This window comes from Novacetimonas cocois (assembly GCF_003311635.1).
GTDB lineage: Bacteria > Pseudomonadota > Alphaproteobacteria > Acetobacterales > Acetobacteraceae > Novacetimonas > Novacetimonas cocois.
On record NZ_QEXL01000001.1, the window covers coordinates 318,106 to 336,882 of the forward strand.

Annotated in this window: 15 protein-coding genes and 2 tRNA genes; 14 read left to right on the forward strand and 3 right to left on the reverse strand. The window is 62.1% G+C overall.

Going from position 1 to position 18,777, the window contains the following annotated elements; translation table 11 throughout:
* Positions 1-6: 6 nt before the first annotated feature.
* From nuoN to NJLHNGOC_RS01545, 9 genes are all read left to right on the forward strand, one after another.
* Positions 7-1,431, forward strand: a complete 1,425-nt coding sequence (nuoN, locus tag NJLHNGOC_RS01505) for an NADH-quinone oxidoreductase subunit NuoN (protein ID WP_113594751.1) — start codon at positions 7-9, stop codon at positions 1,429-1,431.
* On the forward strand, positions 1,431-2,204 hold the full coding sequence (locus NJLHNGOC_RS01510; protein ID WP_113594752.1) for a biotin--[acetyl-CoA-carboxylase] ligase: 774 nt from the start codon (positions 1,431-1,433) through the stop codon (positions 2,202-2,204). The genes nuoN and NJLHNGOC_RS01510 overlap by 1 nt, the downstream gene beginning before the upstream one ends.
* Before the next feature lie 341 nt (positions 2,205-2,545).
* On the forward strand, positions 2,546-4,189 hold the full coding sequence (locus NJLHNGOC_RS01515; protein ID WP_113594753.1) for a ribonuclease J: 1,644 nt from the start codon (positions 2,546-2,548) through the stop codon (positions 4,187-4,189).
* 350 nt (positions 4,190-4,539) lie between these two features.
* Positions 4,540-5,859: a proline--tRNA ligase gene (gene proS, locus NJLHNGOC_RS01520; protein WP_113594754.1), complete on the forward strand. Its 1,320-nt coding sequence runs from the start codon at positions 4,540-4,542 to the stop codon at positions 5,857-5,859.
* Positions 5,860-5,864: 5 nt separating this feature from the next.
* The gene (locus NJLHNGOC_RS01525) at positions 5,865-7,112 is read left to right on the forward strand and encodes a lipoprotein-releasing ABC transporter permease subunit (protein ID WP_110560169.1); all 1,248 of its coding nucleotides are present in this window, start codon (positions 5,865-5,867) and stop codon (positions 7,110-7,112) included.
* The gene (locus NJLHNGOC_RS01530; RefSeq protein ID WP_113594755.1) at positions 7,105-7,818 is read left to right on the forward strand and encodes an ABC transporter ATP-binding protein; all 714 of its coding nucleotides are present in this window, start codon (positions 7,105-7,107) and stop codon (positions 7,816-7,818) included. Before NJLHNGOC_RS01525 ends, NJLHNGOC_RS01530 begins: the two co-directional genes overlap by 8 nt.
* Positions 7,819-7,988: 170 nt before the next feature.
* Entirely contained in the window at positions 7,989-11,417 is a 3,429-nt protein-coding gene (gene dnaE / locus NJLHNGOC_RS01535) for a DNA polymerase III subunit alpha (RefSeq protein ID WP_113594756.1), read from the forward strand.
* 352 nt (positions 11,418-11,769) lie between these two features.
* Complete coding sequence (locus NJLHNGOC_RS01540) at positions 11,770-12,144, forward strand: hypothetical protein (RefSeq protein ID WP_113594757.1); 375 nt, start codon at positions 11,770-11,772, stop codon at positions 12,142-12,144.
* A gap of 265 nt (positions 12,145-12,409) precedes the next feature.
* On the forward strand, positions 12,410-13,198 hold the full coding sequence (locus tag NJLHNGOC_RS01545) for an MgtC/SapB family protein (RefSeq protein ID WP_113594758.1): 789 nt from the start codon (positions 12,410-12,412) through the stop codon (positions 13,196-13,198).
* A 57-nt stretch (positions 13,199-13,255) separates the two neighbouring features.
* Here NJLHNGOC_RS01545 and NJLHNGOC_RS01550 read toward each other — a convergent pair whose 3' ends face one another.
* Both NJLHNGOC_RS01550 and NJLHNGOC_RS01555 read right to left on the reverse strand, forming a co-directional pair.
* Entirely contained in the window at positions 13,256-13,495 is a 240-nt protein-coding gene (locus NJLHNGOC_RS01550; RefSeq protein WP_206059679.1) for a CsbD family protein, read from the reverse strand.
* Positions 13,496-13,622: 127 nt separating this feature from the next.
* Entirely contained in the window at positions 13,623-14,903 is a 1,281-nt protein-coding gene (locus tag NJLHNGOC_RS01555; protein WP_113594759.1) for an MFS transporter, read from the reverse strand.
* A 123-nt stretch (positions 14,904-15,026) separates the two neighbouring features.
* Here NJLHNGOC_RS01555 and NJLHNGOC_RS01560 point away from each other — a divergent pair, with 123 nt between their 5' ends.
* The 5 genes from NJLHNGOC_RS01560 (at position 15,027) to NJLHNGOC_RS01580 (ending at position 16,552) form a co-directional block, all read left to right on the forward strand.
* Positions 15,027-15,392, forward strand: coding sequence for a tRNA-binding protein (locus tag NJLHNGOC_RS01560; protein WP_110526612.1), 366 nt, complete (start codon positions 15,027-15,029; stop codon positions 15,390-15,392).
* Positions 15,392-15,877: a xanthine phosphoribosyltransferase gene (gpt, locus tag NJLHNGOC_RS01565; protein ID WP_113594760.1), complete on the forward strand. Its 486-nt coding sequence runs from the start codon at positions 15,392-15,394 to the stop codon at positions 15,875-15,877. Before NJLHNGOC_RS01560 ends, gpt begins: the two co-directional genes overlap by 1 nt.
* Before the next feature lie 167 nt (positions 15,878-16,044).
* Positions 16,045-16,121, forward strand: a tRNA-Pro gene (locus NJLHNGOC_RS01570).
* Positions 16,122-16,142: 21 nt separating this feature from the next.
* On the forward strand, positions 16,143-16,448 hold the full coding sequence (locus tag NJLHNGOC_RS01575) for an ETC complex I subunit (RefSeq protein ID WP_113594761.1): 306 nt from the start codon (positions 16,143-16,145) through the stop codon (positions 16,446-16,448).
* 27 nt (positions 16,449-16,475) lie between these two features.
* A tRNA-Arg gene (locus NJLHNGOC_RS01580) sits at positions 16,476-16,552 on the forward strand.
* A 795-nt stretch (positions 16,553-17,347) separates the two neighbouring features.
* On the opposite strand, the gene NJLHNGOC_RS01590 is transcribed toward NJLHNGOC_RS01580, so the two are convergent.
* The gene (locus NJLHNGOC_RS01590) at positions 17,348-18,361 is read right to left on the reverse strand and encodes a sugar-transfer associated ATP-grasp domain-containing protein (RefSeq protein ID WP_165837815.1); all 1,014 of its coding nucleotides are present in this window, start codon (positions 18,359-18,361) and stop codon (positions 17,348-17,350) included.
* Between the last annotated feature and the right edge of the window lie 416 nt (positions 18,362-18,777).

Genomic DNA, 18,777 nt, shown 5'->3' on the forward strand with positions numbered 1-18,777 from the left:
GAACCTATGAACTGGACACTTGCTCTGCCTGAAATCGTGCTCGCGATCTCGGGCCTCGCCATCCTGGTGTTCGGGGTGGTGCAGAAAAAGGAAAATCCGTTTTTTTCGTGCTCCATGCTGGCGATGGCGGCGTTCTTCGTAACCGGCGTACTGGTGCTGTTTACGCCTGACGGGGTGGGATACAACCGGATTTTCGTGAATGACGACTTTGCCCGCTTCATGAAAATCCTTTCCCTGTGCGGGGCGTTCCTCGCGACCATGATGACCGTGGGCTATGCCCGGGAAATGGAGGTCGCGAAGTTCGAATTCCCCGTCCTGATCCTGTTTTCCACGCTGGGCACGATGATGATGGCGTCATCGGGCAACCTGATGACGCTGTTTGTCGGGCTCGAACTGTCGTCGCTTGCGATCTATATCCTGTGCGCCTTTGCCCGCGATCAGGTCCGCGCGGCGGAAGCGGGGCTGAAATATTTCGTGCTGGGATCGCTGGCCTCGGGGCTGCTGCTGTATGGGATCGCCCTGGTGTACGGCTTTGCCGGAACGCTGGAATATGGCGGGCTCCAGACGGCGGTGGCAGGCACGGCGGCGTTGCCGACCGGCCTTATGATCGGCATCGTATTCATGCTGGTCGGGCTGTCGTTCAAGCTGTCGGCGGTGCCGTTTCACATGTGGACGCCTGATGTGTACCAGGGCTCCCCGTCCTCGGTCACGGCCTATATGGCGGGCGCGCCCAAGATCGCGGCCTTTGCCGTGCTGCTGCGCGTGATGATCGGTCCGTTCGGTCATATGACGGACCAGTGGCGGCTGCTGATCGAACTGGTTTCCATTGCTTCCATGCTGTTCGGCTCCATCGCCGCGATCGCCCAGACGGATATCAAGCGGCTGATGGCCTATTCCTCCATCGGGCACATGGGATACGCGATGATGGGCATGGCCGCTGCCACGCCGGAGGGAACGCGCGGGACGCTGATCTATCTCGTCACCTACCTGTTCATGAATGTCGGCGCGTTTGCCGGGATTGTCGCCATGCGGCGCAAGGGGTTCGCCATGACGCGGATTTCCGACCTTGCCGGCCTGGGCAAGACGGCGCCGGGAATGGCCGCCGCCATGGCCATTTTCATGTTCAGCATGGCGGGCGCACCGCCGCTGGCTGGATTTTTCGGCAAATTGATGGTTTTCTATGCCGCCATCAACGCGCACCTGTATGTTCTGGCGGTCATTGGCGTGCTGAGCAGCATTATCGGTGCCTATTATTACGTGCGGATCGTGAAGGTCATGTTCTTCGATACGGCGGAGGCCGCGTTTGACCGTCCTCCTGTTTCCCTGTCCTTCATCTCCGTTGGCATGGGGCTGGTGACGTGCCTGTTCATCGTGGCGTTTGGCCCGGTGTCCACGGCGGCGCAGGCGGCGGCGCAGGCGTTGCTGAGGTAATGGATCCTTCCATTCCCGTTACGGTCATGGAGGTGCCACGGATCCTTGGGGGTCCGTGGCATCTTGAAATTTATGACACGCTTGGCTCCACCTCTGACCTGTGCCTGCGCCGGGCAGGGGAAGGTGCGGCGGAAGGGCTGGCGATCCTTGCCCTGAAACAGACGCAGGGACGCGGCAGCAGGGGGCGTGGCTGGGTCGATCCGGGCGGAAACCTGTCGATGTCGGTGCTGCTGCGGCCGGGCATGGATGCAACCCCGATCGGGCTGTGGCCGTTCATTGCCGGGCTGGCCTTTCACGACGCGCTGGCGCCGTGGCTGGAGGAGGGGCACCGCCTGACCCTGAAATGGCCCAATGACCTTCTGCTGGACGGGCGCAAGGTGGCCGGCATCCTGATCGAGGGGGGGGATGGCGATGCGGGACGGTGGCTGTCGATCGGCATGGGGGCGAACCTGCGTGTCGCTCCGGTGATCGAGGGCCGTGATCTTGCCTGCATGGCGCAGGGCGGTCCCGTGCCCGACGTCGGGAAGGTGGCGCGCGCGGTTCTGACGATGCTCGACGTCTGGATCGCACGCCATGCCAGCGACGGGTTTGCGCCGGTGCGGGCGGCATGGCTGGATCGCGGGCATCCCGTGGGAACGCCCATCCGTGTCATGGCACGCGGGGGGATGGTTCAGGGGACGTTCGACGGGATCGGGGAGGACGGGCTGCTGCATCTGCGCACCCCGGATGGCGTGCGCCGGGTTTCGACGGGTGAAGTCCTTCTGGGCGCATGAATGGGGGACGGAGGAGGGCGATTGCCCGCCCGTTCCGTACGTGGAATTCATAATGCGTTTGAGCATGGGGGATTACATGTTAATCCCTTGTCACCCATATTAAGGGTAGAAGTGGGTCTATGACCTGCGTCGAGCCCCCGGATCCCGCGGGATGCCGCCACTGGCGGTCATGTGCGGGACGGGCGCGGCTTCGTGGGGATGTGGGGTCCACAGGCGCTTCAAAGGGCGCGGGATACGGGTTTTGCCTCGAACCGAGGCACGGAATGACAGGAATTCTGGCGGGGGACGCTCTCCCGCCTGTCTGAATCGAAAGGTGTGAACAGTGAACAGCAGGGTATCATATGAATGACATGACAGATCTGGAATTCCTCCCGCTGGGGGGGACAGGTGAAATCGGGATGAACCTCAATCTCTACCGGCAGGGCGAAAGCTGGCTGGCGGTGGATTGCGGCATCGGCTTCAGCGGCAACGACACGCCGGAGGCCGAAATCCTGCTGCCCGATCCGGTATTCATTGCCGAACGCCGCAAGGCGCTGGTTGGGCTGGTCATCACCCACGCGCATGAGGATCATCTGGGCGCTGTCGCCCATCTGTGGCCGCAGCTTGGCTGCCCGGTCTATGCCACGCCGTTCGCTGCCGCCGTGCTGCGCCGCAAGCTGGGGGAGGCGCAGCTGCTCCAGCAGGTGCCGATCCACACCATTCCCCCCGGCGGCGCGTTCCGCGTTGGCGATTTCGACCTGAGCTTCATCCCCGTCACCCATTCCGTGCCGGAGGCGCAGGCGCTGGTCCTGCGTACCCCGCAGGGGATCGTGGTCCATACCGGTGACTGGAAGTTCGACCCCGAACCGCAGGTCGGCCCGCCGACCGACATCGCGGCGTTCGAGGCGCTGGGCCGCGAGGGCGTGCTGGCGATGGTATGCGACAGCACCAACGTCCGCACCGAGGGTCCCTCCGCATCCGAAGCCGATGTCCGTCGCGAGATCACGAAGCTGATCGCGACGCTGGAGGGACGGGTCGCGGTGACCTGTTTCGCCAGTAACGTCGCGCGCGTGGAAACGATCGCCAAGGCGGCGCGGGCCGCCAACCGCGTCGTGGCCGTCGTGGGCCGTTCCCTGCGCAATCTGGAGGTCGCGGCGCGCGAATGTGGCTATCTGGCCGATATTCCGCCCTTCCTTTCGGAACAGGAGGCCAATTCCGTTCCGGACAACCAGCTTCTGCTGATCGTGACCGGCAGCCAGGGGGAACCCCGTTCGGCCCTGTCGCGCATTGCGGTGGATACCCATCCCAACATCTCGCTGGGCGAGGGGGATAACGTCATCTATAGCAGCCGCATGATCCCCGGTAACGAACAGGCGGTCATCCAGGTGCAGGACAACCTGACGCGGCGCGGCATCAACGTGATTACCGACCGCGATCATCTGGTCCATGTGTCGGGACATGCGACGGGTGGGGACGTGCGGCGCCTGTATGAAATGGTGCGTCCGAAATACCTCGTTCCGGTTCATGGCGAATGGCGCCACCTGACCGCCAATGCCGCCATCGCGCAGGAACTCGATATCGCGCCGGTCCTGCTGGAGGATGGCGATATCCTGAGCATGAAGGAATCAGCGTTCGAGGTCGTCGATACCGCGCCGACCGGCCGTCTCGTGCTGGATGGCGGGCGCCTGCTGCAGATGAATGGCGGCGTGCTTTCGGCGCGTCGGCGCATGCTGTTCAACGGCATCGTGCTTGGCAGTTTTGCGGTGGATGAGGAAGGCTACCTGATCGGCGACCCCAAGGTCAGCGCGCCCGGACTGCTGGATGCCGAAGATCCCGAAACCGCCCGCGTGACCGAGGAATTCGGCAATGCGCTGGATGAAATTCCTGATGAGCTGCGCGAAAATGACGTGACCTTCCGCGACGCGGCCAAGACGGCGCTGCGCCGCGCGCTGGGGCGCAAGCTGCAGAAGCGTCCGCTGGTGGATGTCCACCTGCTGCGAGTGTGAGATCCGTTCCGTCCGCTGGCGGAAGATGGAAATGATTATGGCAGGAGACGGTGTTCCGTCTCCTGCCATTCTTTTATTACAGGACGTTTTTTATTACAGGACGTTTTTTCCCTAAACCCGGCGGCGTTTTCGACACTCGGATCGTGGGGGTAATCTAGACATGACCGACCGGGCGTGTCACCTGCCTCACGGGGATGTTGAACGGCTGGCGGCCGGGTTTTCGATCACGCTTGGGTGTGGTGGGGGAACCTGTCGTCGCCGGGCGTGCATATGCCCCATTCCACGGGTGATATTATTGGGTTACGGTTCGCGCCGTCTGGATCGGTTCTGAATATAAGGTTGATACGCACATGCGTCTGTCCCGCAGCTTTCTTCCCACCCTCAAGGAAAATCCCGCCGAGGCGCAGATCACCTCGCACCGTCTCATGCTGCGGGCTGGCCTGATCCGCCAGACATCGGCGGGGATTTATGCATGGCTGCCGGCGGGCCTGCGGGTCCTGCGCAACATTGCCGACATCGTGCGCGCGGAACAGAACGCCATCGGCGCGCAGGAAATGCTGATGCCCACGCTGCAGTCGTCCGAACTGTGGAAGCGTTCGGGCCGCTATGACGCCTATGGTCCCGAAATGCTGCGTATCCGTGACCGCCACGAACGCGACCTGCTGTATGGACCGACCAACGAGGAAATGGTGACGGACCTGTTCGGACAGGTGGTCAAGTCCTATCGCGAGCTGCCGCAGGTTCTGTATCACGTGCAGTGGAAATTCCGCGACGAGGTACGTCCTCGCTTTGGCGTGATGCGTGGGCGCGAGTTCTATATGAAGGACGCCTACAGCTTCGATGCCGATTACGACGCGGCGGTCGACAGCTATCGCCGCATGATGCTGGCCTATCTGCGCACGTTCCAGCGCCTTGGGGTCAAGGCGATCCCCATGGTGGCCGATACGGGGCCGATCGGCGGCGAACTCAGCCACGAATTCCTTGTCCTTGCCCCCACGGGCGAAAGCGGCGTGTTCTTTGATGGCGCGCTTGAGGAACAGGACTGGCTGTCGGAACCGGTGGATATTTCGGACCGGACGTCGCTTGAGAAATTCTTCCGGCGCATGACCTCGTTCTATGCCGCGACGGATGAGAAGCATGACGAGGCGCAATGGGCGAAGGTGCCGGTCGAACGTCGCAGGGAAGGGCGCGGGATCGAGGTCGGGCACATCTTCCATTTTGGCCGTAAATATACGGAATCGATGGATATTTCCGTCAGCGGGCCGGACGGGGCGCCGCTGTTCCCCGAAATGGGGTCCTATGGGATCGGGGTCTCGCGCCTTGTCGCCGCGATCATCGAGGCGAGCCATGACGATCAGGGCATCATCTGGCCCGAAACGGTCGCGCCGTTTGCCGCGGTCATCATCAACCTGAAAAATGGCGACGCGCAGTGTGATGAAATCTGCGAACGGCTGTATGCGGCGGCCCCGGATCGCCTGCTGTATGACGACCGTCCGGAACGCGCGGGCGTCAAGTTCGCCGATGCGGACCTGATGGGCCATCCGTGGCAGGTCATCGTCGGCCCCCGTGGCGCGAAGGCGGGGATTGTCGAACTGAAGAACCGCCACACCGGCGAACGCAGCGAACTGGATATTGACGTCGCGCTGGCGCGTATCGGCGCGGGTGCCTGAGCGGAATGTTCGGTCCGTTTGAACGTGCCGTCGCCGGGCGTTACCTGCATGCCCGGCGGGGGGAGCGGTTCGTGTCCGTCATCGCGATCTTCTCCCTCGTCGGGATCGCGCTGGGTGTCGCGACGCTGATTATCGTCATGTCGGTCATGAACGGGTTCAAGGCCGATCTGCTGGGGCGTATCCTCGGGCTGAATGGCGATCTCAGCGTCTATGGCATTTCGCGCACCATTTCCGATTACGACGCGCTGGCGGGACGGGTGCGCCGGGTGCCGGGCGTGGACAGCGCCAGCCCCCTGATCGAGGCGCAGGTCCTGCTCAATTCCGGGGGATACAATGCCGGGGGGCTGGTGCGCGGGATGACGCGTGACGACCTGCTGGGGCTGAAGGAAATCAGCGGGTCGCTGGTGGCCGGATCGCTGGATGATTTCGGATCGGACGACAGCATCGTGGTCGGCACGACGCTGGCGGAACGCGCGGGCCTGACGGTGGGCGCGCGCCTGACGCTTGTCTCGCCAAACGGGGCGGCGACGGCCTTTGGCACCATGCCACGGGTGCGGGCCTATCATGTGGTGGCGATTTTCGACGCGGGCGTGAACGATTACAACGCAAGCTATGTGTTCCTGCCGCTTCATGCCGCGCAGATCTATTTCCAGATGCCGGGGCAGGTGACGCAGATCCAGGTCATGACCCATGACGCGGAAAATGTCGGCCCGGTCAGGAACCGCATCGAACAGGCGCTGGGCGAGACGCAGGTGCGTGTCATGGACTGGACGCAGAGCAACAACGCCTTTTTCGGCGCGGTGCAGGTGGAACAGAACGTCATGTTCCTGATCCTGACGCTGATTATCCTTGTCGCGGCCTTCAACGTGATTTCGTCGCTGATCATGATGGTCAAGGACAAGACCGCCGATATCGCGGTCCTGCGCACCATCGGGGCGACGCGTGGGGCGATCATGCGCATCTTCCTGATGTGCGGGGCATCCGTCGGGGTGACGGGAACCATCGCGGGAACGCTGCTGGGCATCGTCTTCTGCCTCAATATCGAGCGTATCCGCCAGGGCCTGCAGAAAATCACCGGCACGGACCTGTTCAATGCTGAGGTGTATTACCTTGAACACCTGCCCGCGAAACTGGTCTGGTCGCAGGTGCTGGAGGTGATCATCATGGCGCTGGTCCTGTCGCTGCTGGCGACGCTGTATCCGTCATGGCGGGCGGCGCGGACCGACCCGGTGGAGGCCCTGCGCCATGAATGAGCATCATTCCCTCCCGCTGCATCTGGAGGGCGTCTGCCGTTCCTATCGCAGTGGCGAGGAAACGCTTCACGTCCTCAAAGGGGCGGACCTTGTGCTGCGTCCGGGCGAAATCGTGGCCCTTGTCGCACCGTCGGGCACGGGCAAGTCCACGTTGCTGCATCTGGCGGGGCTGCTGGAATATCCCGATGGCGGGCGGGTGGTGATCGATGGCGTGGATGCCGGGCGGCTGAATGATACGCAGCGCACCGAAATCAGGCGCGACCGCATCGGCTTCGTCTATCAGTTCCATCACCTTTTGGCGGAATTCACGGCGCGGGAAAATGTCATCCTGCCCCAGATGATCGCGGGGGTGTCGCGTCGCAAGGCAAAGACACGCGCGGATGAACTGCTGTGTGCATTCGGGCTGGAACACCGTCTGGATCACCTGCCGGGCAAGCTGTCGGGCGGGGAAAAACAGCGCGTGGCCATCGCGCGCGCGCTGGCAAACCGTCCGCGCATCCTGCTGGCGGACGAGCCGACGGGCAATCTGGATGTGCAGACATCGGATACGGTGTTCGACGCCCTGATCGCGATGGTGCGCGACCATGGGGTCGCCGCCCTGATCGCCACGCACAACATGGACCTTGCGGTGCGCATGGACCGCATCGTGACGCTGCGTGACGGGAAGCTGCATGAGGTCGCGCCCCCGCGTGCAGAGACTATTTGAAAACAGCCTGTGATAAAAAACAAAAGTTTCCGGGTGTCGCCTTTTTTTAAAAGGTGACGTCTTTCAAGGCTTTTTGAAAAAAGCTTCACCAAAAACTTTTACAATTTCAGGTTAGACAGATTCTGACAGAGCATTGGCGCAGAATCGGCATGGTGCGGTAGGATCAGGCCATGTCACATGCCGATTTCATTCACCTGCGTGTCCACTCCGCCTATTCCCTCAGCCAGGGCGCGATCCGCGTGCCCGAGATTGTCAGCCTGGCGCATGAAATGCGCATGCCCGGCGTTGCCATAACCGACACCGGCAACATGTTCGGGGCACTGGAATTTTCCCAGTACTGTTCGAAAAAGGGCATCCAGCCGATCATTGGCTGCCAGGTCGCGCTGCCCGCGCGATGCGACAAGCCCGGCAGCCCGGCGGAGCCGATGGCCCTGCTGGCGCGTGATGAAACCGGCCTGATGAACCTGCAGTACCTGTCCTCTGCCGGGTTCCTGCAGCATGAGACGGATGAACCGACAGTCTCCCTCGACCTGCTGTGCGAACGTGCCGAAGGACTGTTCCTGATGACGGGCGGCACGCGCGGGCCGCTGTTCCGCATGCTTGCCGAAGGTCTGGAGGCCGATGCGCGACGCCTGCTGTCGCGCCTGCATGAGGCCTTTGGCCGCAATATGGCGGTGGAACTGCATCGTCATGGCCTGCCTGCGGAACAGGCGGTGGAGCCGGGCCTGATCGCCCTGGCCGACGGGGCGGGAATCCCGCTGGTGGCGACAAACGAATGTTTCTTTCCCCGCCCGGACATGTACGAGGCGCACGACGCGCTGCTGTGCATCGCGCAGGGACGCACCATGGCCGAACAGGATCGCTGGCGGGTGACGCCCGAACACTGGTTCAAGCCGCCGCACATGATGCGCGAACTGTTCAAGGACCTGCCGGAGGCGTGCGACAACACGCTGGAGATCGCGCGCCTGTGCGCCATCAAGGTGGAGACGCGCAAGCCGCTGCTGCCGGTCTGTCCCAAGGTGGCGCCCGGCGCGACGGAGGAGGAAACCCTGCGCGGCATGGCGCGTGACGGGCTGGAACGTCGCCTTTCGCGCATGAATGTCGATGAACAGACCCGCCGGACCTATGAGGAGCGGCTGGCCTTCGAACTCGACATCATCGCGCGCATGGGCTTTCCCGGCTATTTCATGATCGTTGCCGACTTCATCCAGTGGGCAAAGGCGCATGACATCCCCGTGGGGCCGGGGCGTGGGTCGGGCGCGGGGTCGCTGGCGGCATGGGCGCTGACGATCACGGACATCGACCCCATTCCGTTCAATCTGCTGTTCGAACGTTTCCTCAATCCCGAACGCGTGTCGATGCCCGACTTCGACATCGATTTCTGCCAGGACCGGCGTGATGAGGTCATCCGTTACGTCCGGCAGGAATATGGCCCCGACCGCGTGGCGCAGATCATCACGTTCGGAAAGTTGCAGGCCCGCGCGGCGGTGCGCGACGTGGGGCGCGTGCTGGGCCTGTCGTTCGGCATGGTCAACAGGGTTGCCGAACTGATCCCCAACAACCCGGCCAAGCCCGTCACCCTGAAACAGGCGATCGACGGGGAACCGCGCCTTCAGGAAATGCGCGACAATGACGAGGCGCTGCGCAGGCTGATGGAAATCGCCCTCCAGCTGGAGGGGCTGTTCCGGCATGCCAGCACGCATGCTGCGGGCGTGGTGATCGGCGATCGCGAACTGGTGGAACTGGTGCCGCTGTATCGCGATCCCAAAAGCGACATGCTGGTCACGCAGTATAACATGAAATTCGTGGAGCAGGCCGGACTGGTGAAGTTCGACTTCCTCGGCCTGACCACGCTTACGATCCTCCAGCGTGCGGTGCAGTTCCTTGACAGGCTCGGAGTGCAGGTGGACCTTGCCGCGCTGCCGCTGGATGACAAGCTGACCTATGACATGCTCGCCCGGGGGGATACGGGGGGCGTGTTCCAGTTTGAAGGCGCGGGGATGCGCGATGTCCTTAAGCAGATGCGCCCGACCCGGCTGGAGGACCTGATTGCGGCGGTTGCGTTGTACCGACCGGGTCCGATGGCCAACATTCCCGATTACTGCCGTCGCAAGCACGGGGAGCCGTGGGAACCCCCGCACGAGGAAATCCGCGATATCCTGTCAGAGACCTATGGCATCATGGTCTATCAGGAACAGGTGATGCAGATCGCGCAGAAGATGGCGGGCTACAGCCTTGGCGGGGCGGACCTGCTGCGCCGCGCGATGGGCAAGAAGATCCGCGCGGAAATGGATAAGCAGCGCGTGATCTTTACCGAAGGCGCGGTCAAGCGGGGCATCGACCATGAAAAGGCGGTCGAGGTCTTCGACCTGATGGCGAAGTTCGCTGATTACGGCTTCAACAAATCCCATGCCGCGGCCTATGCCCTTGTGTCGTACCAGACGGCATGGATGAAGGCCAACCATCCGGTGGCGTTTCTTGCGGCGTGCATGTCGCTGGCGCGTGAAAAGACCGAAAAGCTGGCGGCCCTGCGGCAGGAGGCCGAACGGCTGGGCATCAGTGTCCTGCCGCCGGACATCAATGCCTCCGACGCGGATTTCACGGTGGAAAAGCTGCCGGACGGGCAGTACGGGATCCGCTATGCCCTTGCGGCGGTCAAGAAGGTGGGGCTGGCTGCGATGCAGTCACTGGTCGCGTCGCGCGGCGATCGTCCCTTTGCCGACATGGCGGATATCGCCGCGCGTATCGACCCGCGCAATATCAACAAGATGCAGCTGGAAAATCTGGCGCGCGCCGGTGCGTTCGATACCCTTCTTCCCAACCGCGCCCAGGCCTGCGCGTCGGCTGAAATGATCCTGCGCCGGGCGCAGTCGCACGCGCAGGAAGCGGCGAGCGGGCAGATCGGCCTGTTTGGCGGCGGCGGGGCAGGCCCGGCGCGCGAGACGCTGCGTCTGCCATCGGTGCCGGACTGGCCCGAATTCGACCGGCTGAGCATGGAGGCCGACGCCATCGGGTTCCACCTGACGGCGCACCCGCTGGATTCCTATGGCCCGTTGATGCGGCGTCTGGGCGTGGTGAAATCCACGGGACTGGAAGCGGCGGCACAGGCGGGGATCACCCGCGTGAAAATTGCCGGATGCGTGGTCGACCGCAAGGAACGCCCGACCCGCACCGGCAGCAAGATGGCGTGGGTCAGGCTGTCGGATGCCAGCGGTGGATGCGAGGTGACGTTTTTCTCCGAAGTCCTGCTGCGTTCGCGCGAGATCCTGACCGCCGGGAATGCGGTGGTCGTGACGGCGGACCTGCGCCTTGATGGCGAGGCACTGCGCATTACCGCGTCTGACGTCATGGAGCTTGAGCAGGCGGCGGCCGATGCGGCGGCGGAACTACGGATCTGGTTCGATCGTGCCGATGCCATCGCGCCCATCCGCGAGATCCTCGATGGGCATGGCGGGGGACGTGGTCGCATCATCCTCCATCCCTCCGTCGCGGAAACCCGTGATGTGGAAGTGACGCTGAGCGAACGTTACCGCGTGACCCCGCGCATCGCGCAGATGATCAAGTCGATTGATGGCGTCGGGCGCGTGGAACAGTTCTAGGCTCCGCCTACGGCAATCCGGATTGACAGTTGCTTGGACCGATCATTGCGCCCCCCGGATCAGGGGAGCGCAATGCCGTTCATGCGGCACCGGTGGATCATCCGAAAGTTTTTGGTGAAGCTTTTTTCAAAAAGCTTCAGATAACGTCGCCCGTTTGAAAAAAGCCGATACCCAAAAACGTTTATTGTTTTTTATCAGCAGGTTGTTTTCAAACTGTCTTCAGGCCGGTTTCAGATATGCCGAGCGGAGATCGCCCACGCGGGAGTGTGAAGGCAGGGAGGGGAACTCAGGCAAAAGCGCCTGCGTTGGGCTGAGGTCATCCGAAGTAATTCCCAGAAAGGGGAGACACTCAATGACTGAATCGAATTTCTTTACCCGTGCCGGTGATTTCCTGACAGGCGCGACAGGCGATCATTCCGGGCTGATTACAGTATTGAACGAAATACTGGGGCCGATTACCCGAAAGGACCAGCCCACCCGGCTGGAGGCACGGTCAAAAACGCCGGAGGTGTTTGATACCGTGTCGCAATGGCAGCAGCAGGACAAGCCCCCTGCCACCACGGAAAGCATGATCCGCACACTGTTTTCCGATGCGGAAATCAGGAGATTTTCCGACGAAACGGGGCTGTCGGCGCCTGCCGCGATGGAAATACTCAAGGTTATCGTGCCGCTCTGCGCGCGGGACCGGAAAAGAAGGCAGTTGCGCGTTCCTGATGAGGCGACCTGAGCTTTTTGCAGGTCGGGTATTTCCGTAATGTCGTGCTGCCTGTGGTGGTGGGATGTGACGGAAGCCGGAAACGTGAAAACTCCTTACATATACAGCATGTTCCCATGTATGGGTCATGCCTGTTCCGGTGGGGTGTAAAGTCCTGAAACAGGGCAGGGGATTTCCATGATCGGTACCTGTCGGTGACGGCAGGTACCGCAGGGGACGACAAATCCCGGCATCGGAACATGAATGACAATGGCTGGGACAAGGTAATATCTGACGCATGGTCATGACGCATGCGCCCGGCGAAGGCTGGGTCCAGCTGGGTGAACTCGGCCTGGCGTTCCTGCTTTCGGGGCTGGTGGGGCTGGAGCGGGAGATCCGCCAGAAAAGCGCGGGACTGCGTACCTATACACTGGTCGGTGTGGCGGCGGCACTGTTCATGCTGGTGTCCAAATACGGATTCAACGACGTTCTGGAAAAGGAACGGGTCATCCTCGACCCGTCGCGGGTCGCGGCCCAGATCGTATCGGGGATCGGTTTTATCGGTGGCGGCGTGATTTTCATGCGCCGCAACGTGGTGCGCGGCCTGACGACGGCGGCGTCGGTGTGGTTGACGGCGGCGCTGGGAATGGCATGCGGGGCGGGGCTGCTGGCGCTGGCGATCGCCACGACGCTTGGCCACTTCGTCATCATGTTCATCTTTCCACGCCTGTTGCGTCATATCCCGCATGAACGGCAGGCCGTCACGAATATCGGCATCACCTATGCCGACGGCAAAGGCGTGCTGAGACACATATTGGTGGAATGCACCCGCCTGCGTTTCAGGGTGGACCATGTGCGTATCGAGCGCGAGGGCCTGTATGAAACGGCGCGCGAAGCCCTGGAGGATCAGGCGGATTACGAGGGGACGGAGATGCGGATTCCCCCGATGTCGGGGGCGGCAAGGCGTCAGGTGCGTTTATCGATGCAGGTGAATGGCCCCACGCCCATTGCGCGGCTGATCGCCACATTGTCCGACATGCCGGGCATCATGGAGGTGGGCACGACTGACGAGCGGCATCTGGACTGAACCGCCCGGCACGGCTGGTCCCGGCCGCATGTGCCGCCGGGACCGCCCGATATCGGGTTACTGGAAATGGATCTGGTGGCTGTGCCGCCGGTCGCGGCCCAGGTCATAGGCGCCACCCTGTTCAAGGATGGCCTGATGGATGCGGTCCACCCGTTCGGAATGACGGCGTCCGCGACGTTTCTGCGCGATGCCCCGTGCCTGGAGGTTTCTGCTGCCGGCAGCACGTCCAATTTCGTGTTTAAGCTGCCCCAGCAGAATGTTTGTCTTGGCGAAGAGCATGTCCGTGAACTGATACATGTCACTTTCTCCTTGATGGTGGCCGCACTTAACGGGCGCCCATGACAAGGGGAACATATTGCATGCCTGATATGCAATAAAAAACGCACATCGGTTCCGAATGAACTTTCGATGACGCCCCGCACACCTATTCCGCGCGGATGTCATCCAGCCGGTCGAGGCGCCGCAGGCTGGGGAACATGGCCATCCACAGCAGCGTGACCGCAATCGTTCCGACCCCGCCCAGAGCCACGGCCTCCACCGGGCCAATCGCGCTGGCGAGCATGCCGCTTTCGAATTCCCCCAGCTGGTTGGACGATCCGATGAACAGCATGTTGACGGCAGACACCCGTCCCCGCATCGAATCCGGCGTGCGCAGCTGCACCAGCGCCCCGCGCACCACCACGCTGACGACATCGGCAGCCCCGAGCACCGCCAGGGCGACGATGGATAACGGCATGGATGTGGAAAGGGCAAAGACGATCGTCGCCACGCCAAATGTCGCGACGGCGGCGAACATGGACGGCCCGGCGCGATGGTTGAGGGGCTTCCACACGAAAAACACCGCGCAGGCGACCGCCCCCATGGCTGGCGCGGCCCGCAGCAGGCCCAGCCCCATGGGACCGGCATGCAGGATGTCGCTGGCATAGACCGGCAGCATGGCCGTAGCACCCCCCAGCAGCACGGCGAACAGGTCCAGCGAAATCGCCCCGAGCATATCCGGCCGTTTCCGCATGAAGTGCCAGACATCCATGAACATCGACAGCGACAGCGACATCGGCTGGCGCGGGCGCGCGATATTGCGCAGCGGCAGCAGGAAGGTGCCCAGCATGGCAAGCGCGAAGCCAAGCGCGCAGATCATGTAGCACAGGCCCGCGCCCGCGCCGTACAGCAGGCCGCCCACCGATGGCCCCGTCACCGCCGCCGCCTGGAACAGCGAGGAGGAGACGGCCGCGGCGCGGGGGAACATGTGGGGCGGCACGATGGAGGGAAGGAAGGTCTGCTGGCACGGCATTTCAAAGGCCCGCGCCGTGCCGAAGACCATGACCATGGCATAGATCATGCCCGGCGTGGTCCATCCCCCGAACGCCGCCATCGCCATGAGCAGTGCCGAGCCGGCCTCGATCCCCTGGCAGGTCATGGCGATCCGGCGACGGTTCATGTGATCGGCTGCGTGTCCCGCCAGCATCGTCAGGCAGATCATGGGAAAGAACTGCGCCAGCCCCACCAGCGCGAGGGAACGGGTACTGTGGGTCAGGGCATAGATCTGCCACCCCACGGCCACCGCCTGCACGCATGAGGAGAAGGAGGAGGAGGTCCGCGCCATCAGGAACGCCATGAGGCCGGGATGACGCAGAAGGCCGCCGGCCTGCGGATCCGGTCTGGATGTTTCCTCCGCCGTGGGGGAAAAATTCTTCGGTCGTGTCATGATGTTCCAAGCTATAGCAGGCGCGCGATTGAATCCGGCATGAAATCCCCGGTGAAAATTCCATGTCGAAAAGGATTGATCGCAGGTTTACAATATGACGCGAACATGGGCAGAAACATTTCCATGACAGACCTTGCGCCGCCTGTATCGGACATGCCAGCCAGCGATGGCGGCACCGGGTATCTGGATATCCGGGTCGGCACGATCCTGGAGGCCAGCCCGCTTCCGGATACGTACCGCGATACCTATCGACTGCGAATCGATTTCGGTTCCCATCTTGGAACGCGCACGTCCGCCGTGCGGGTCAATCACCGCTATACCCCGTCGCGGCTGGCGGGGCGGCAGGTCTGTGCAATCGTGAATGTGCCGCCACGCCAGATCGGGCCCTTCCGCAGCGAGGTCCTGACCCTGAGCATGCGCGACAACAAGGGGGAGGCCGTGCTGATCCGTCCGGACAGCCGCGTCCCCGACGGAGGAAAACTGTTCTGATGGCAACCAGTTATGCGACCGTGACGTGGGACCAGCTTCATCGCGATGCCCGTCAGCTGGCGGCGGAGCTCATGCCGCGTGGCCCCTTTAAGGGAATCGTGGCGATCACACGTGGCGGCCTGATCCCCGCCGCCATCATCGCGCGGGAACTGGACTGCCGCCTGATCGAGACGGTTTCCGTCGTGACCTATGACGAGGAAAAGCAGGGCGAGGCCACGGTCATCAAGCGGCCGGAAGCCGCGGGCGATGGCGAAGGGTTCCTGATCATCGACGATCTGGTGGATTCGGGCGTCACGGCGGAACTGGTGCGCAGGATGCTGCCCAAGGCGCTGTTCGCATGCCTGTATGCAAAGCCGACGGGCCGTCCCCTGACGGACATGTTCGTGGTGGAGGTACCGCAGGAAACCTGGGTGCTGTTCCCGTGGGACACCGCGCCGCTGTTCATTCCGCCGCTGGCGCGCAGGGACGATACGTCACGTTCCTGAAGTCGCCGTACTGTCGGCATGGCGGCGATGTTCACGTGAATGCGTTGTCATGCCAGCGGCTTTTGATGGCAGGCCGACTTGTCAGGTGGTGTGCGGGGGCGATATTTTTTTTCAACAAGGTGCTTGCCAGAGCGGCCAATGACACATAGCTTCCCCCTCCATGGTGACGGGGCGTGGCGCAGCCTGGTAGCGCGCGTGTTTTGGGTACACGAGGCCCCCGGTTCGAGTCCGGGCGCCCCGACCACCATAATGGGAGATCGTTTTCATGCGTGCCCGCGTTTATCAGGAATCAAAAACAGCAACCCAGTCAGGCCAGGTGAACACGCATACGTGGGTTCTGGAATATGGCCAGACACAGCCCCGGCATGTCGACACGCTGATGGGCTGGACCGGAAGCCGCGACACGCTGTCGCAGGTGCGCCTGCTGTTCCCCTCCCAGGAAGCCGCCGTTGCCTATGCCACGCATAATGGCATCGGATATGATCTGGAACTGCCTGTTCCGCGCATCCGCAAGCCAAAGGCCTATGCCGATAATTTTCGCTGTGACCGTATCCAGAACTGGACGCACTAGCTTCCATCTGGCACAACGCGGTGTTCCGCGCCCTTAGCTCAGTTGGATAGAGCAACAGCCTTCTAAGCTGTGGGTCGTTGGTTCGAATCCAACAGGGCGCGCCATTTTTCAATGATTTAGCCGTCAAAAATGCACACGGTTTGCCGTGCGGCATGGCTCATTGCAAAATTGGCCCATCCACGGCGCCCATGGCATGGCTGTGATCGGGGGGGACCTGCAGATCTCTCGGTCCCGGTGCTGTTTTTTATATCTGCATGTCGGTAAGCGCCTGACGCACGGTCTCTGTTGATGAGGGTCGTGGTGCTGTTGGTGGCTTTTCTTGCCGAAACAGTTCCCGTGCGGGCATGGCCGGAGGGAAGGTCGCGGGCTGCGATCAGGAGTGGTCTGTCATATTGCTGGCAGGCCGGGTTGCGGAGAAGGTCCTGACGGATGCAGTGCCCGTCGTTACTGCGGGGGCATGGCCGGTTCCTGTCCTGCTGATGGCTGACCTGACGGAGACTGCCCGGCCTGTTCATGGTCGGCCTGTCCATGGGGTTTGCGGTGTCGATGGGCTGATGGTCCGGGCATCGAGTCCGGATCGGTCTTATCGTGTATGGGGGGCGTCGGGGCCACCGGCTTTCCCGGTGAAGAGCGCGGTGCCGCAAACTGCGCATGTGCCGTCAGGGGAACGCCACAGACCAGCATGGCCATGCACGCCAGCCTTATGTTTCCGTGGTTAGCCATGAAAGCCTCCTGATGCACGGGGACGCCTTGCACCATCCGTCATGCATTGCGTCGGCCTGAGATCAACGAATACATGGGCAGGGCGGTTCCTCTTCCACGCGCGCAACGGCAGCCGGCAAGGATGACGTGCATAACGCGCCGCAGGGCCGCAGGACCGGCCAGGTTTCAGCCTGTCATCATGCGGACATGGCGCTGTCCTGCCGAACGTCCGGCATCGACTGTCGTCCCTGTTGCAGGTGATGGGCCAGAAGGTGGGCAAGACGACCATCGCCCAGCGGGCGGTCCGCCATGCGTTGCATGATGTCCAGGCAGGGGCCGCTATTCCCCTCGACCAGAACGGGACCGGTCCCGGTCAGGGCGATGTCCCACCCCACAATGACGTAGGATGTCAGTGTGGCATGGGCCGCGCATGCCAATGCACAGACCTCGCCCCAGAAGGGGAGCCTGACGCCCTCTATGACGCGATTGGTGTCGGGATGGTGACGCAGGCGGCCATAGCTTGCATCCATGCCCAGATTGCTTGCGCACCCCAGTTGGCCGCATGAAATGTCGATCGGGGCCCCGATCCCGCCTGCATGAATATTGTCCACGACGCAGTCAAGGCGGGTCGCCATGCGGAAAATGGCGTCCGTAATTTCCGGCATTCCTTCCTCGTTCAGGCAGGTTACCATGCGGACGGTTGCAACGGCTTGGCCCGCCAGCTGCTCGATATCCGGGTGATTGCTGAGGCAGCGCTGTATGATTGTCCTGCGGCCATTCGAACGGAGCACAAGCCGCTGGCGAAGTTCCTCTTCGGCAAGATGTCCGGTGGCGTCAGTATATATGTCCTGCCCCTGTGTATCTTTTCCCTGCCAGCGCCAGCGTTCCGCGCCACGTCCGCCGCTGCCCCGCGCGGGTTTGATAAACAGGTCGCACGCGGGCAGGCGTGTCAGGGATGTATCCGAAAACATGATGTGTCCATCATCCACGATGGCAACCGGCTCAACAGCACGAAGGTTGAACTTGCGGCAGTGCGCGGCGAAGATATCCTTGTTCCCCAGTATGCAATATTTTCTTGAAACATCGCTCAGCACCACATATGCGCCGGCCTTGGTCTCGCCACGTCCGATATAGGACAGGTAGGAGCTTCTGTGATCTTTTTTATAAAGATCAAATATGTAATACCATGGTGGAAGTATTCCCGTCGTCATCCCAATGATTATCTGGTCCAGGAACTGATGCGGTATCGTTTTTCCGAAATTCCTGCGTGCATATGATGCGTTGCGATGCGTGGATATTATCGAAAGCACGATAATGCCTGGTATCCAGAGCATGAAGGCAACAGCGATATCCAGCCACTCACTTCGTTCCTCCGGCCGCCAGTAATGCCGGACATAGGCGCGCCGGATAATATCGAGCGATGATCGAGGATTTTTCCAATCTTCCGCCATGGACCGGAACAGAGTCTTCCTGATGCCATTTATTAAAAATCCGGACATGATCCCCAGGCCGGATGTCCGGTACAGGGTGGCTTCCCCATGTTTTTTTAGAAAATCAAGCAGCAGTGCATCAACGACCCTGCACCGTGCGGCAATCTGCCTGCGTATGTTCAGAAAAGATCCGGGGA

Excerpts from the sequence above, each read along its gene's own strand:
- nuoN (WP_113594751.1), top strand. The coding sequence starts at position 7 with ATGAACTGGACACTTGCTCTGCCTGAAATCGTGCTCGCGATCTCGGGC.
- NJLHNGOC_RS01510 (WP_113594752.1), top strand. The coding sequence starts at position 1,431 with ATGGATCCTTCCATTCCCGTTACGGTCATGGAGGTGCCACGGATCCTT.
- NJLHNGOC_RS01515 (WP_113594753.1), top strand. The coding sequence starts at position 2,546 with ATGAATGACATGACAGATCTGGAATTCCTCCCGCTGGGGGGGACAGGT.
- proS (WP_113594754.1), top strand. The coding sequence starts at position 4,540 with ATGCGTCTGTCCCGCAGCTTTCTTCCCACCCTCAAGGAAAATCCCGCC.
- NJLHNGOC_RS01525 (WP_110560169.1), top strand. The coding sequence starts at position 5,865 with ATGTTCGGTCCGTTTGAACGTGCCGTCGCCGGGCGTTACCTGCATGCC.
- NJLHNGOC_RS01530 (WP_113594755.1), top strand. The coding sequence starts at position 7,105 with ATGAATGAGCATCATTCCCTCCCGCTGCATCTGGAGGGCGTCTGCCGT.
- dnaE (WP_113594756.1), top strand. The coding sequence starts at position 7,989 with ATGTCACATGCCGATTTCATTCACCTGCGTGTCCACTCCGCCTATTCC.
- NJLHNGOC_RS01540 (WP_113594757.1), top strand. The coding sequence starts at position 11,770 with ATGACTGAATCGAATTTCTTTACCCGTGCCGGTGATTTCCTGACAGGC.
- NJLHNGOC_RS01545 (WP_113594758.1), top strand. The coding sequence starts at position 12,410 with ATGGTCATGACGCATGCGCCCGGCGAAGGCTGGGTCCAGCTGGGTGAA.
- NJLHNGOC_RS01550 (WP_206059679.1), bottom strand. The coding sequence starts at position 13,495 with ATGTATCAGTTCACGGACATGCTCTTCGCCAAGACAAACATTCTGCTG.
- NJLHNGOC_RS01555 (WP_113594759.1), bottom strand. The coding sequence starts at position 14,903 with ATGACACGACCGAAGAATTTTTCCCCCACGGCGGAGGAAACATCCAGA.
- NJLHNGOC_RS01560 (WP_110526612.1), top strand. The coding sequence starts at position 15,027 with ATGACAGACCTTGCGCCGCCTGTATCGGACATGCCAGCCAGCGATGGC.
- gpt (WP_113594760.1), top strand. The coding sequence starts at position 15,392 with ATGGCAACCAGTTATGCGACCGTGACGTGGGACCAGCTTCATCGCGAT.
- NJLHNGOC_RS01575 (WP_113594761.1), top strand. The coding sequence starts at position 16,143 with ATGCGTGCCCGCGTTTATCAGGAATCAAAAACAGCAACCCAGTCAGGC.
- NJLHNGOC_RS01590 (WP_165837815.1), bottom strand. The coding sequence starts at position 18,361 with ATGACGACGGGAATACTTCCACCATGGTATTACATATTTGATCTTTAT.